The sequence below is a fragment of the Burkholderia pulmonis genome, from assembly GCF_984667975.1.
Window position 1 is genome coordinate 2,666,773 of record NZ_OZ480187.1, and the last position, 14,380, is coordinate 2,681,152.

Annotated in this window: 12 protein-coding genes; 6 read left to right on the forward strand and 6 right to left on the reverse strand. The window is 69.6% G+C overall.

Annotated features, from left to right (window positions below; all coding sequences use genetic code 11):
• Positions 1–9: 9 nt before the first annotated feature.
• Positions 10–1,563 carry an AMP-binding protein gene (locus tag AC5LXK_RS28645; RefSeq protein WP_493392013.1) on the reverse strand — a complete coding sequence of 518 codons (1,554 nt, stop codon included), beginning with the start codon at positions 1,561–1,563 and terminating at the stop codon, positions 10–12.
• A 102-nt stretch (positions 1,564–1,665) separates the two neighbouring features.
• On the opposite strand from AC5LXK_RS28645, the gene AC5LXK_RS28650 reads away from it, so the two are divergent.
• Positions 1,666–2,556 (forward strand): LysR family transcriptional regulator, encoded by an 891-nt coding sequence (locus AC5LXK_RS28650; protein WP_493392014.1) that lies wholly within the window; start codon positions 1,666–1,668, stop codon positions 2,554–2,556.
• 135 nt (positions 2,557–2,691) lie between these two features.
• A complete protein-coding gene (locus AC5LXK_RS28655) occupies positions 2,692–4,029 on the forward strand; it encodes an MFS transporter (RefSeq protein WP_493392015.1) in 1,338 nt (445 codons plus the stop codon).
• Between the two features lie 11 nt (positions 4,030–4,040).
• Here the strand turns inward: AC5LXK_RS28655 and AC5LXK_RS28660 are convergent, their stop codons facing one another.
• Together AC5LXK_RS28660 and AC5LXK_RS28665 are read right to left on the reverse strand one after the other, a co-directional pair.
• Positions 4,041–5,051: a 3-hydroxybutyryl-CoA dehydrogenase gene (locus tag AC5LXK_RS28660; protein ID WP_493392016.1), complete on the reverse strand. Its 1,011-nt coding sequence runs from the start codon at positions 5,049–5,051 to the stop codon at positions 4,041–4,043.
• Complete coding sequence (locus tag AC5LXK_RS28665) at positions 5,048–6,154, reverse strand: NAD/NADP octopine/nopaline dehydrogenase family protein (RefSeq protein ID WP_493392017.1); 1,107 nt, start codon at positions 6,152–6,154, stop codon at positions 5,048–5,050. The genes AC5LXK_RS28660 and AC5LXK_RS28665 overlap by 4 nt, the downstream gene beginning before the upstream one ends.
• Before the next feature lie 149 nt (positions 6,155–6,303).
• Between AC5LXK_RS28665 and AC5LXK_RS28670 the strand changes: the two genes are divergently transcribed.
• Positions 6,304–7,278, forward strand: coding sequence for an AraC family transcriptional regulator (locus AC5LXK_RS28670; protein ID WP_493392018.1), 975 nt, complete (start codon positions 6,304–6,306; stop codon positions 7,276–7,278).
• Positions 7,275–8,312 (forward strand): LysR family transcriptional regulator, encoded by a 1,038-nt coding sequence (locus AC5LXK_RS28675; protein ID WP_493392019.1) that lies wholly within the window; start codon positions 7,275–7,277, stop codon positions 8,310–8,312. The genes AC5LXK_RS28670 and AC5LXK_RS28675 overlap by 4 nt, the downstream gene beginning before the upstream one ends.
• A gap of 38 nt (positions 8,313–8,350) precedes the next feature.
• On the opposite strand, the gene AC5LXK_RS28680 is transcribed toward AC5LXK_RS28675, so the two are convergent.
• The gene (locus tag AC5LXK_RS28680) at positions 8,351–9,469 is read right to left on the reverse strand and encodes a porin (RefSeq protein WP_493392020.1); all 1,119 of its coding nucleotides are present in this window, start codon (positions 9,467–9,469) and stop codon (positions 8,351–8,353) included.
• Between the two features lie 410 nt (positions 9,470–9,879).
• Here AC5LXK_RS28680 and AC5LXK_RS28685 point away from each other — a divergent pair, with 410 nt between their 5' ends.
• Positions 9,880–11,277 (forward strand): spinster family MFS transporter, encoded by a 1,398-nt coding sequence (locus tag AC5LXK_RS28685; protein WP_493392021.1) that lies wholly within the window; start codon positions 9,880–9,882, stop codon positions 11,275–11,277.
• A gap of 150 nt (positions 11,278–11,427) precedes the next feature.
• Positions 11,428–12,414: a PDR/VanB family oxidoreductase gene (locus AC5LXK_RS28690; RefSeq protein WP_493392022.1), complete on the forward strand. Its 987-nt coding sequence runs from the start codon at positions 11,428–11,430 to the stop codon at positions 12,412–12,414.
• A 25-nt stretch (positions 12,415–12,439) separates the two neighbouring features.
• Here the strand turns inward: AC5LXK_RS28690 and AC5LXK_RS28695 are convergent, their stop codons facing one another.
• A complete protein-coding gene (locus tag AC5LXK_RS28695; RefSeq protein ID WP_493392023.1) occupies positions 12,440–13,360 on the reverse strand; it encodes a LysR family transcriptional regulator in 921 nt (306 codons plus the stop codon).
• Between the two features lie 88 nt (positions 13,361–13,448).
• Positions 13,449–14,369 (reverse strand): LysR family transcriptional regulator, encoded by a 921-nt coding sequence (locus tag AC5LXK_RS28700; protein ID WP_493392024.1) that lies wholly within the window; start codon positions 14,367–14,369, stop codon positions 13,449–13,451.
• Positions 14,370–14,380: the final 11 nt, after the last annotated feature.

Here is a 14,380-nt window from a genome sequence, read left to right on the forward strand (position 1 = left end):
CGTGCTCCTTCAGTTGACGCGGCGCGTGACACCGCGCCAGTACGGCTCGCGCACGAGCTTGCGGGCGATCTTGCCGCTCGCGTTCTTCGGCAGTTCCGCGACGAAATCGATGGAGCGCGGCGCCTTGTAGTCGGCGAGCTGCGCGCGGCAGTGCGTGACGAGATCGCCCGCTTCGGCGCTGCGGCCGGAACGCAGCACGACGACGGCCTTCACGGCCTCGCCCCACTTGTCGTCGGGCACGCCGACGACGCACGCTTCGAGCACGTCTTCATGCCGGTACAGCGCGGATTCGACTTCGGTCGGATACACGTTGAAGCCACCCGAAATGATCATGTCGTGCTTGCGGTCGACCAGGTAGATGAAGCCGTCGCGGTCGGTACGCGCGAGATCGCCCGTATGCAGCCAGCCGTCGACCAGCACCTCGCGCGTCAGCTCCGGCGCGTTCCAGTAACCGTGGAACACGTCCGCGCCGCGAATCACGATCTCGCCGATCGCATCGCCTTCGACTTCGCGCCCGTCGGCATCGACCACGCGCACCTCGGTCTCGCCGAGCGGCCGGCCGCACGACGCGAGCCGGTCGCGGTCGTGCAGCAGCGCATGCGCGTGATCGGCGATCCCCAGCCGCGTGACGCCCGACGTCGATTCGCTCGCGCCGTAACCCTGCGACAGCACGGGGCCGATGCGCGCCCAGGCCTCCTCGATGCGCGCCGGCGCCATCGGCGCCGCGCCGTAGCCGAGCACCTTCAGGCTGCGCAGGTCGGCCTGCGCGAGCGCGGGGTCGTTCAGCAGCATGTTGACCATCGCCGGCACCATGAACGTGTGCGTGATGCGCTGGCGCGCGACTTCGGCGAGGAAATGCGCGGGCTCGAACGCGTCGAACAGCACGAGCGTCGCGCCGCAGAACAGGTACGGCTGCATCAGCATCCCCGACGCGTGCGTGATCGGCCCGATCAGCGCGAGCCGGTCGCCCGGCTGCGCGGGGCGGTCCATCCCGAGCACGATCTTGCGCAGCGATGCGAGGCGGTTGCCGTAGCTCTGCATCGCGGCCTTGATGCGCCCGGTCGAGCCGGACGAAAAATGCAGCACCGCGAGGTCGTCGGCCGCCGGCGTGTAGTCGGGCGGCGTGTCGCCGCCCTTCGCGAGCAGCGCTTCGTAGTCGAGATAGCCGGCGACCGCGCCGTCGAGCGACACGAACCGCTCGATCGACCCGAAGCCCGGCGAATCGGGCGTGTAGCCCGTATAGCCGCACCCGCCGATGAACGCGACGGGCGTGCAGTTGCCGATCACGTCGGCGGCCTCGGCCGCGGTGAAGCGCGGGTTCAGCGCAGCCTTCACGAGGCCGGCCTTGTACAGCGCGCACTCGATCTCGACGAGCTCGATGCAGTTGCGCGACTGAACGGCGATGCGGTCGCCGCGCGCGAAGCCGAGGCCGCGCAGCGCGTTCGCGAGCCGTGTCGAACGCTCGTCGAGCTGGCGGTACGTGACCGCGCGGTCGCGGTGGATCACGGCGGGCTGGCTGCCCCAGTAGCGGGCCGCGCGCCGCAGGAAATAGGCGAAGCTCAAAACGATTCTCCTGGTCGAACAGTGCCGCCAGTCTGTAAGATGCCAAGGCATCACCACAATGCATCACCGGCTATAAAGTCATAACCAACAGGAATCCCCAGGATGGACACGCGCGATCTGGAGTACCTGCTGGCCGTGGAACGGCACGGCAGCATCGGCAAGGCGGCCGAGGCGCTGGGGCTGTCGCAGCCCGCGCTGACCAAGGCCGTGCAGCGGCTGGAGGCGCAGGTCGGCGTGACGCTGTTCGAGCGCACCGCGAACGGGATGACGGCGACGCCCGCCGGTGCGCGCTTCGTCGCCCGCGCACAGCGGATCGCGCTCGAATTCGACGATGCGATGCAGGAGATGCGCGCGATCCGAGGCGGCGAACAGGGCATCGTGCGGATCGGCTATTCGCCGACCGTGCCCAACGCGTTCGTGCTCGGCGCGTGCCGGCAATTGATCCGCGAACGGCCGGCCGCCCGGCTGCGGCTGCGCTGCCGGCTCGCGCGCGAGCTGCTCGACCTGCTCGCGGCGGGCGAGCTCGACCTGGTGGTCGCGCCCGAGCCGCAGCAGCCGGACCCGGCGCTCGACACCATCGCACTGTTCGACGACCGCCTGACGGTGCTCGCCGACACGGCCCACCCGCTGCAGCGCAAACGCGCGCTCACGCTCGCGGATCTCGCCGACCAGGAATGGCTGCTGCCGGAAACGACGATCCCGGTGCGGCACCGGATCGACGACGCGTTCCTCGCCCGCGGGCTGCCGGCGCCGCGCCTGCGCGTCGAGACCGATTTCGGCAACACGTCGCTGCTGCAGTTGCTGCGCGGCACGTCGCTGCTGTGCGTCGGCGGCGCCGACGCGCTCGACCAGGTGACCGGGCTGCGTGCGCTCGACCTGAAAGCCGGCGAACTCGAACTGGACCGCCGCATCGGCGCGATGCACCGTGCGGGCGCGTACGTGCCGCCGCTCGCGCAGCGGATGATCGCGCTGCTGCAGGCCGGCGCGGCGTAGCGCGCCGACCATCATTTGCGGGAGTGATGACACTCCCCTTTTTCTGCGGATTTGACCGGGGCCGGCGGGGCCGACAACACTAGCCCGCAGTGCCGCACAGACGGCACGCGCCTGCCTCCCCCTTCAGAGTCCGCCATGTACCCGACCGACACCGTGCAATCCCCGAGCGCCGCCCGGCCGCTCGCCGACCGGCAACTGCGCCGGATCGTCATCGCCTCCGTCGCCGGCAACGCGATGGAGTGGTACGACTTCTTCGTGTACGGCACGGCCGCGGCGCTCGTGTTCGGCCACGTGTTCTTCCCGCCCGGCGCGTCGCCGCTCGCCGGCAGCCTTGCCGCGTTCGCGGCGTTCGCGCTCGGCTTCGTCGCGCGGCCGCTCGGCGGGATCGTGTTCGGCCACGTCGGCGACCGCTACGGGCGCAAGGCGTCGCTCGTGTGGACGCTGTTGATCATGGGCGTATCGACCTTCGCGATCGGCCTGCTGCCGACCTATGCGCAGGTCGGGCTGTGGGCACCGGCGGCGCTCGTCGCGCTGCGTCTGCTGCAGGGCATCGCGTCCGGCGGCGAATGGGGCGGCGGCGTGCTGATGATCAGCGAGAACGCACCGCCCGCGCAGCGCGGCTATTACGCCGCGTGGAGCCAGCTCGGCGTGGGCGGCGGCTTCGTGCTGTCGTCGGCCGCATTTCTCGCCGCGCAGGCGCTGCCGGACGACATGTTCCGCACATGGGGCTGGCGGCTGCCGTTCCTCGCGAGCATCGCCATCTTCGCGATCGGCATCTATATCCGCCGCCATCTGCCGGAAAGCCGCGACTTCGAACAGGCCGGCAAGCGCGGCGCGCACACGCATCTGCCGATCGTCGAATGCATCCGCCGTCATCCGAAGGAAATCCTGCTCGCGATGGGGCTGCGCGTGGCCGAGAACGGCGGCGCGTACATCTTCCTCGCGTTCTCGCTCGTCTACGGCAAGTACGTCGGCATCCCGAACAGCGTGATGCTGACCGGCGTGATGATCGCGATGATCGTCGAGATGGGCGCGATGCTCGCATGGGGCCGGCTATCCGACCGGATCGGCCGCAAGCCCGTGTACCTGATCGGTGCGCTGAGCCTCGTCGCGTGCGCATTCCCGTTCTTCTGGCTGCTCGATACGCGCGTGACGCCGCTCGTGTGGCTCGCGCTGACGATCGGCACGGCCGTGAGCCACGGCGCGATGATCGGCACGCTGCCCGCGCTCGTCGGCGAGCTGTTCAGCACCGAGGTGCGCTACTCGGGCGTCGCGCTCGGGCATGAAGTCGCGTCGATCTTCGCGGGCGGGATGTCGCCGCTGATCGCGACCGCGTTGCTCGCGCGCTATCACGCGTCGTGGCCCGTGTCGCTGTTCCTCGTCGCGCTCGGCCTCGTGACCGTCGCGACGCTGTGCGCGATGCGCGAGACGCGCACCCCGCATGCCGACGGTTCGCACGGCGATACGGCATGACCGCGCGACGGTCAGCGCCCGGCGTCACGCCGCGCGCTGTCGAATGCCGGCGCGAGCCCGAGGTGGTCGAGCAGCCGCGCAAATTCGCCGAGCCGCTGCCGCATGTATGCGGGCACGTCGACCGCCGCATAGTCGTGGAAGCCGGCGCCCGTACGCACGCCGTCGCGGCCGGCTTCCATGTTGCGCACGACGCTCTCGGCCGGTGCGAAGCGCGGGCCGATCTCGCCGGCCAGGTATTTCGACGCGTAGTACAGGATGTCGCAGCCGCCCCAGTCGATGAATTCGAGCAGCCCGAGCACCGCGAAACGCGGGCCGAAGCCGGTGCGGATCGCCGTGTCGATGTCCTCGGCGCTGGCCACGCCCTCCTCGACCATCCGCGCGGCTTCGTTCATCGCGAGCGCCTGGATGCGCGGCACGATATAGCCGGGCGCCGGCCCGCAGATCACCGGCTTCTTGCCGACGCGTTCGAGCAACGCGGCGAGCATGTCGACGACGGATTGAGCCGTCGCATCGCTGCGGCTGATCTCGACGAGCGGCATCAACAGCGCAGGGTTCAACCAGTGCGCGTTCAGCATCCGCGCCGGGTGCGCGACATGGCGCTGCAGCTCGGTGACGACGAAGGTCGAGGTGGTCGACGCAATCGTGGCGTCCGCATCGACGTGTTCGCCGAGCCAGCGCAGCGCGTCGGCCTTCGCGTCGAGCACTTCGGGCAAAGCTTCGAACACGATATCGGCGTGGCGCACCGCGTCCGCCGCGTCGTCACGCGCAACGAGCGCAATGCGCGCAACGACGGCGTCGGCCTGCGCGGCATCGAGGCGGCCGAGCGCGACCTGCACGTGCAGCGGCCGTGCGATCTCGTCGCGTGTCCGCGCGTCGAAGGCCTGCCAACCCGCCGCATCGCGCGGTTTAAAGTCGACCAGCGTCACGTCGAGGCCCGCGAACGCGAACACGAGCGCGATCCCCTGCCCCATGCGTCCCGCGCCGAGCACGTGCACGCGCGTCACATCGGCGGCCGCCTTCATGCTGCATGCCCCGCGTCGAGCAGCGCGCGCATCGCGTCTTTCGACAGCGCGGCGAGCCCGAGCCGCTCGAGCGTGCGCCCTTCCGCATACAGGTCGCGCACCGCGACCGCGCTCGCGATGCTCAGCAGCCCCTGCGCGACGGGCGTCGGCACCCCGACCCAGCGCCCGCACGACACGATGAACGACAGCCCGAGCCGGGTGTCCTCGAGCATGTAGCGATGCGTACGCAGATCGATCTTCTCGCGCCAGTCGCCGCTATCGGTCAGCTTGCCGTGCGCGCCGCGCCCGTACATCCATTCGTCGCCTTCGGTCGCGTAGTGATCGGCGAGCGGGAAATGCGGCGCCCGGTACCCGAGCGCTTCGCGCACCGCGATGCGTTCGGCGTCGAGCGCGTTCGTCACGCGGCGGATCGACGGCTGCGTGCCTTCGTTGTGGATGTCCCATGCCTCGAAGTGTTCGAGCGGCCCGGCGTTCATCAGGATCAGCGGCGGATGGATCACGGGCCCCGCGTTCATCAGCGCGCCGGACAACGCATCCTCGACCGGCTCGACCGACGGGTAGCCCGCACGCAGCACATCGAACGCCCAGCCGGCCGCATTCGCCGGGAACACGCCGGTCGGCAACCGCGTCGCGTACGCGCTGATCACGACGTCGTTGTCGCCATGCTTGCGCACGAGGTACGGCAGCGTGCCCGTTTCGGCGAACGCGACGCGCGAACGGTTGCCGGCGTCGGCGGCCGCCCGGGCGAACACGAAGCTGCCGAACGTGCCGGGCGGCAGGAAGACGACCTGGCCGTCTTCGAGCAGCGGCGCGACCTGCGCGGCGAGCGCGTCGTGCGACGTGGACGGCAGCGGCACCACGACGAGTTGCGCGCCGCGCAGCGCGGCCGCGAGATCGTCGGTCAGGCGGATCGCGCCCGACGCATCGCCAAGCGGCACCGTCCGCTTGCCGCGATAGTCGGTCACGTTCAACCCGCCCAGCTCGCGCAACCGCGCGTGCGGCTCGCGATCGCGCCGCCACCACGTCACGTCGTGGCCCTTCTCGAGCAGGTCGATCGCCGCCGCATGGCAGCCGTGGCCGCCGCCCAGAACACATGCCTTCATCGTCTTCTCCCGGTCATTGAGTGTTTCCGAGACTACGCGGCCGCCTCCGCCGCGTCGCTTCAAAACGCGCAACGACACGCCCGTTCGCGCAACGCAATCGCGGCGACGCGCATCCCGCCGCGCCTCCGCATTCGCCACGAGGTCTATGAATGGACATCGCCCTTTCCCGCCATGCGCCGAACCGGCTCGGCACGCTGCAGGCGCCCGACGAAGTCGAACGCGCGGTCGCGCACCGGCTCGGGCCGCACCGGATGGCCGCGTACGGCCGCGCCCCGTTTCATGCGGAGCTGTATGAAGTGCCGCTGCATCACGGCGCGCTGCTCGAACTCTGCTACGGCCGTGAAACGCGGATCGATTTCGGCGACGATGCCGATCACTTCCTGTTCCGGCTGACGCTCGCGGGTACGTGCGAGCTGCAGGCCGGCCGCGTCGTCGCGCGGGCCGGCCCCGGCGCGCTGACCGTGTCGTCGCCCGCGCTCGCGAGCCGCCTGCGCGCGAGCCCCGATTGCCGCAATCTCGTGCTGCGGCTCGAACGCGGCGCGCTCGAACGCAAGCTGCAGGACATGCTGCGGGCAACGCTCACGCGGCCGCTGCAGTTCGACCTCGCGGCCGGCGGCGCCAGTGCAGGCGCCGCGCTCGTGCTGCCGACCTTCGAATACCTGTGCCGGCTCGGCGCGCAGCCAGGTATCGGTACGGCATCGCCGGTGTTCGGCGCCGACCTCACCGCGTGGCTGATGTCGCTGCTGCTCACGCATCTGCCGCACTCGTACAGCGACGCGCTTGCGCGCGGCACGCCACCGTTGCCGGCGCACGTACGCCGCGCATGCGACCACGTCGACGCGCACCTCGGCGAGCCGCTCGCGCTGGCCGCGCTGGCAGCCGTCGCGGGGGTCGCGCCACGTACGCTGCAGCACGCGTTCCGCGCGTTCCTGCAGACCACGCCGGCCGCGTACGTACGCGAGCGCCGGCTCGCCGCCGTGCACGCGGCGCTGCAACGCGACGACGCGCGCAGCGTGACCGACGTGCTGATCGCGCACGGCATCCATGGTTTCGGCCATTTCGCGAAGGCGTATGCGCGGCGTTACGGCCACGCGCCTTCCGTCACCGCGAGGCAGACCCGATGACGCACTCCGTTCCCGGCCGCCCGGCCGCCCCGGCCCGCCCCGAACCTTCCACGCACGATGCCGACTCGCCCGACGGCCTGCGCGTGCAGGATCTCGATCTCAACCTGTTGAAGACGTTTCGCGCGGTCTACGAGGAGCGGCACGTCGGCCGCGCGGCGCTGCGGCTCGGCGTCACGCAGCCGTCCGTCAGCTATGCGCTCGGCCGGCTGCGGCTGATGTTCCGCGATGCGCTGTTCGTGCGCACGGGCACCGGCGTCGAGCCGACCCCGCGTGCGCAACGGCTCGCGATCTCGGTGGACAAGGCGCTCGCGATCCTGCAGGACGTGCTCGACGAAGGGTCGCGCTTCACGCCCGACAGCACGCAGCGCGTATTCCGCCTGCACATGAGCGATTTCGCGGCGAGCGCATTCCTGCCGACGCTGCTCGCCGCGTTCGACCGGCGCGCGCCGGGCGCGGTGATCGAGACGCTGCACGTCGACGAATGCCAGCTCAACGTCGCACTCGAATCCGGGCGCATCGATTTCGCGCTCGGGCATTTCGCCGATGCGTCGAGCCACTTCCAGCGTACCGCGCTGCTGCACGAGCGCTGCGTGTTGCTGATGCCGCGCCGCACCGCGCAGCGCGTCGGGTTGCCCGACGGCTTCGTGCTTGACGGTGCGGCGCCCGACACGCTGCGCTTCGTCGCGGTCACGTCGCATCCGCAGTCGATGCAGTTGCTTGAACGGCACGAGCTGATGCCGCGCGTGCGCGCGGCGCTGCCCGATTTCATGGTGGTGCCGGCGCTGCTCCAGGACGGCGATTACGCGCTGATCCTGCCGGAGACGATCGCGATCACGTTCGCCGCGCGGCAGCCGTGCGTGCTGTACGAGATCGCGGATGCCGGCGAATGGGCCGTCAACGCGTACTGGCACCGGCGTTTCGATGCGGACCCCGGCCATCGCTGGCTGCGCGCGCTGCTGCTCGAACTGTTCAATATCGGCGAGCAGGCGCCGTTCGACGCATGGCTCGCGCCGCAGCCGCCCGCCTGCGCGTAGCGGCGCAAGCGGACGCGGACGCGAGCCCGCCGAAGCGGTCAGAACGACGTGAGAATGCCCGCGACGAGCGAACTGGCGGTCGCGCCCGGATTCGCGACCGCGACGCCGCCGCCCGCCGCGCCGTTGACGACGAAGCGCGCATGCGCGCCGTTGCGCACCATCGCGGCGCCCGTGTACAGCACCGTGCGCTTCGACAGCGGATAGTCGAGGCGGATGCCGTACGAATCGGCATTGCCGTCGCTGTCCGCGACCTTCCGGTAATGCCCGACGCTCAGCAACAGCGATGCGCGCCCGATCGGCACCGTCGCGCTGAGTTCCATGATGTCGCTGTGCGGGTACGCGCTCTGGCTGTCGATCGCGGTCGCGACGTCGGGACCGCCGCGATGGCGCATGTACAGTGCGGCCACCTTCACGACGTTGAAGTCGTACGAGATCGCGCCGACCGTGTAGTTGCCGTTCGCGGCCGGGCTGGTATCGCCGAGCGCGGACGCAGCCACCGGGCTGAACTTCTGCTGCATGTAGTCGACGTCGACCGACAACCCGCCGTGCACGTAGTTCACGCCCGCGCCATACGTGTCGCCGAGCGTCGCCGGCTGCCCGGCCGCGCCGTTGGTGCCGCGTGCCGCCATCGCGCGCAGCATGAAGCCCGCGTAGCGCGGCGACGTGTAGCGCATCGAGTTGCGCACGCGCAGGAACGCGGGCCCGACGAAGTTGTTGGTCGCGTTGCCCCAGGCGAGCCCCGCGCCGAGGCCGGGCAGGCTGTACGTGACGAGCGTCGTATGCACGATCGTGTAGAGCTCGCCGAACTGCACGCCGCCGAACGGCCCCGTAAGGCCGACCCACGCTTCGCGGCCGAACAGCGCGCTGCTGTTCGACAGCGCGCCGCTGCCCGCGTTGAAGCCGTCCTCGAGCTTGAAGATCGTCGCGTAGCCGCCGCCGAGATCCTCGACGCCCTTCAGCCCCCACTGCGACGCCCACAGGTTGCCGCTGCCCATGCGCACCACGTGGTTCGGCCCGGCGTTCGCGTATTCGATCGCGGTGTCGATACGGCCGTAGAGCGTCACGCTCGATTGCGCGGAGGCGGGCAGCGCCGCGCATGCAAGGAGCGCGGCAAGCGGTACGGCAAGCCGGTCGGCCCGCCCGTTCGGTTGGTTCATGTTCGTCGTCCCGTAGAAGTGCCGGCGCCGGTCGGCCTCGCGCCGTGTGGTGTGAAGCGCGTTCGCCGCAACGGGCCAACGCAGCCGATAAAAAACGGGCCGAGTCTAGGAACGACAATTTCGGACGTCGACGCAATGCGCTCTATAACGCTTATAGATGCGCCGCATGAGGCACGCGCGCCCCGCTGCACGCGCGCTGCGCGGCGGCGCGCGCGCACGGCCTCGGTGTTTTCTTTATCCGGGTCGGTAAATGTCCGTGTGGCGCCGCTGTCACTCCGGCTATGGCGGCCGAATTTGGCCGACTACGCTGCGTCTCCGATCGTGTCACCCGCACGCTTTCGCGCCGCGACGGCGCCCGGCCCGCCGGGCCGATGCCGCGCGCTTCCACCGCCCGCTCCTGGAGAATCCGCATGTCCGCATCCACGGCCCGCGCTGCCGACGGCAAGCGCTACACGTACGAATGGTATGTCGTCGTCATCTGCATGCTCGCGTACGTCTTTTCGTTCGTCGACCGCCAGGTCCTCGTGCTGATGATCGAGCCGATCAAGCGCGACCTGCACCTGTCCGACACGCAGTTCAGCCTGCTGAACGGCTTCGCGTTCTCGCTGTTCTACGCGGTGATGGGGCTGCCCGTCGCGTATCTCGCCGACCGCTACGCCCGCCCGCGCATCATCTCGATCGGCATCGCGCTGTGGAGCGTCGCGACGGCCGCGTGCGGGCTCAGCCAGCATTTCGTGCAGATGTTCATCGCGCGGATGGGGGTGGGTGTCGGCGAGGCCGCGCTGTCGCCCGGCGCGTATTCGATGCTCGCCGACTACTTCCCGAAGGAGAAGCTCGGGCGCGCGATTGCCGTGTATTCGCTCGGCTCGTTCATCGGCGGCGGCGTCGCGTTCCTGATCGGCGGCTACGTGATCGCGCTGCTCAAGCATGCGAGCGCGTTCACGCTGCCGGTCGTCGGGCAGGTGCACGCGTGGCAGGTCACGTTCCTGATCGTCGGGCTGCCGGGGATCCTCGTCGCGCTGCTGTTCGCCGCGACGGTGCGCGACCCGCAGCGCAAGGGGCTCGCGCAGGATCGCTCGGGCGCCGTGCGGCGCGTATCGATGCGCGATTCGCTGCGCTTCGTCGGCACGCATCGCTCGACCTTCTCGTGCCACTACCTCGGCTTCTCGTTCTACGCGATGACGCTGTACTGCCTGCTGAGCTGGACGCCCGCGTTCTATATCCGCCGCTTCGGGATGACGGCCGTCGAAGCCGGCTACACGCTCGGCATCGTATTGCTGGTCGCGAACACGGCCGGCGTATTCTGCGGCGGTTGGCTCAACGACTGGCTGCTGCGGCGCGGCCGCGCCGATGCGCCGATGCGCGCCGGCGCGATCGGCGCCGCGTGCATGGTGATTCCCGCGACGCTGTTCACGCAGCTCGACAGCCTGCCGGCGTCGCTCGCGACGCTGGTCGTCGCGATGTTCTTCGCGTCGTTCCCGATGCCGACGTCGACCGCCGCGATGCAGACGCTCGCGCCGAACCAGATGCGCGCGCAGATCTCCGCGCTGTTCCTGCTCGTATCGAACCTGATCGCACTCGGGATCGGCACGACCGTCGTCGCGCTGTTCACCGATCGCGTGTTCGGCGCACCGGCCGCGGTCGGCCATTCGATGTCGATCGTCAACGTCGCGGCGGCCACGCTCGCCGCGCTGCTGCTCGCCGCCGGCTGCCGGCACTATCGCCGCAGCCTCGATCGCGAACGCGGTCACGCATCGCCAGCGGCACCGCTGGCGGGCGATGCGCGCGACGCGATCGCCGCACGCTGAGCACGGCCTGTCGCCGGACCATCATCCATCCCACTGATTAAGGCATCGCTTTTTAATCGATTTGATTTATGTGATGCCCATCCCTATTCTCGGTTGCATGACGGCGCGGTGTCTGCCGCGCCGCTTTCCTTCTACCCCACGGAATTTCCCATGCAAGCGAACCGCCACCAGGTCCGGATCGACGCGCTGATCGACGCGGCGCAGGACATCCGCTGTTTCCGGGTTTCGCGCGTCGACGGCCAGCCGTTCGATGCGTACGAGCCGGGCGCGCATATCGACGTCACCGCGCCGTCCGGCATCACGCGGCAATACTCGCTGTGCGGCAACCCCGGCGAGCGCGGCAGCTACCTGTTCGCGGTGAAGAAGGAAGCGCAGTCGCGCGGCGGCTCGCGTTCACTGCACGACGATGTGGCGGTCGGCGCCGAGCTGTCGATCGGCACGCCGCGCAACCTGTTTCGTCTGACGGATGACGCGAGCGAGCACGTGCTGATCGCGGCCGGCATCGGCATCACGCCGCTGCTGTCGATGGCGTATGCGCTGCACAAGCGCGGCGCGCGCTATCAACTGCACTACTTCGCACGCAGCCGCGAGCACGCGGCGTTCGTCGACGAACTGTCGGCCGAGCCGTTCGCGTCGCACGTGACGTTCCACTACGGTATCGAGCCCGACGGGCTCGCGGTCGAACTGGGCCGCTGCGTCGAATCGATCGATGCGCACGCGCATGTCTATACGTGCGGCCCGGGGCCGTTCATGGATGCGGTCGTCGCAGCGGCGGCAACGCGCGTGCCCGACGATTCGATCCATCTCGAACGGTTTGCTGCGGAACCCGTCGCCACCGATGCAAAGGCCGAAGCCGGCACCGGTGCGGCCGACGGCTTCGAGGTCCGGCTGCAGCGCAGCGGGCAATCGGTGCGCGTGACGCCCGACACGTCGATCGTCGACGCGCTCGCGCGCATCGGCATCGAAGTCGATACGTCGTGCGGCGAAGGGGTGTGCGGCACCTGCATGGTGCCCGTCATCGACGGCGAGCCCGATCATCGCGACCATTGCCTCAGCAAGGCCGAACGCGCGAGCAATACGGTGATCTGCTGCTGCGTGTCGCGGGCGCGCTCGGCGGTGCTGGTGCTCGATCTCTGACGCATCCGGCACGCGCCGGCCGCCGTCACGCGTCGTCGAAACGCTCGACGATCTCGGCGAGCAGCGCACGCATCCACGCGTTGCCCTCGTCCTCGTGGAAGTGCTCGTGCCAGTGCATCGTCACCGGTGCGGGCGGCAGCGTGACAGGCAGGTCGTAGAGACGGAACGCGTTGTCGCGGTTCAGGATCTGCGCGAGCCGCTTCGGCAGCGTCGCATAGAGATCGGTGACCGACAGCACGCTCGGCAGCGCGACGAAGTGCGGCACTTCGAGCGCGATGTTGCGGCCCACGCCCTGTGCGCGCAACGCATCGTCGAGCGCGTGATGGCTGTGCTCGACCGATTTCACGTTGACGTGCGCGGCGCGCACGAACTGCTCGAGACTCAGCGCGGCGCCGGTCGGCAGCCCGCGCCGCCGGCCCGTCATGCACACGTAGGTTTCCTCGAACAGCACCTGGTGGCGCGTGCGCGGCATCAGCTCCGGCAGGTTGCCGATCGCGAAATCCAGCCGGCTCGCGCGCAGCGCTTCCTCGATCTCCTCCACCGGCAGCGGCTGCACGCTCAGCGTCACGCGCGGCGCACGCTCGCGCAGCGCCTGGCAGATCGCCGGCAGGTACGCCATCTCGCCCGCATCCGACAGCGACACCCGGAACGTGCGCGTGCTCGTGGCCGGATCGAAGCGCTCGGCGTAGCGCAGCGCCACACGCACCATGTCGAGCGCCTTGCCGACGATGCCCGCAAGCTCGAGCGCGACCGGCGTCGGCTGCATGCCCGCGCGCGTGCGCACGAACAGCGGATCGTCGAACAGCGTGCGCAGCCGGCCGAGCGAATAGCTGACGGCCGGCTGCGACAGCGCGAGCCGTTCGCCGGCCTTCGTCAGGCTGCGTTCCTCGACGATCGCCTGGAATACGCGCAACAGGTTCAGATCGAGATGATCGACCGACGTCATGACCGCCTCCACTATTCGTCCAATTGATGCGTGAACGCATTCTAAATCAGTGCAGCGGATTATTACGCGGGTACGTGCGAAATCGCCGTCAGGCTTCCGGCCGATGGAACATCTCGTGGATCACGCCGCGCAGCCACGTGATGCCCGGGTCCGCCGCGAACTGCACGTGCGTGTGCATCTGGATCTCGATCGGCGGCAGCACGAACGGCAGCGGAAAGATCCGGAACGCGCGGCCGCGATTGAAACGCTCGGCCACGCTGCGCGGGAAGAGGATCGCGAGGTCGGTGTGCTGCACGATCTCCGGCGCGACGATGAAATGCGGCAGCCGCAACACGACGGTGCGCTCGACGTGCAGTTCGTCGAGCCACTTCTCGACCATCCGGTGGCCGGTCGCATTGCTGCTCGCGTAGATGTAGCGCAGCGCGGCCAGGTCTTCCTGCGTCGGCGCACGCTTGCGCAGCGGATGGCCCGCCCGCACCATGCAGACGTGCTCGTCCGAGAACAGCGTCTCGCTCACGCAGCCGGGGCCCGGATCGGGCACGTAGCCGAGCGCGAGATCGATCTCGCCGCTGCGCATCGCGGCGCCGACCGCGTCGACCGCCGCGCTCGCGATGTCGACGCGAACGCCCGGCGCGGTTTCCGCGAGCTTCGCCAGCAACGGCGGCAGGAAATAGAACTCCGACATGTCGGACATCGACAGGCGGAACGTGCGGCTGGCGGTGGCCGGATCGAAATGCGCGACCTGCTGCACGGCAAGGTCGATGATCCCGAATGCGCGCGTCAGCGGGCCGTGCAGCTGGCGCGCCGCGTCGGTCGGCGCCATGCCGGCGGGCGTGCGCACGAACAGCGGATCGTCGAAGAGATTGCGCAGGCGCCGCAGCGCGTGACTGACGGCCGGCTGCGTGAGCCCGAGACGCTCGCCGGCCGCGGTCAGGCTGCGCAGTTCCGAAATCGCGAGAAACACCCGCAACAGGTTGAGGTCGGTGACGACCGGATGGGATTTGGTCATGGCGCTCGCAC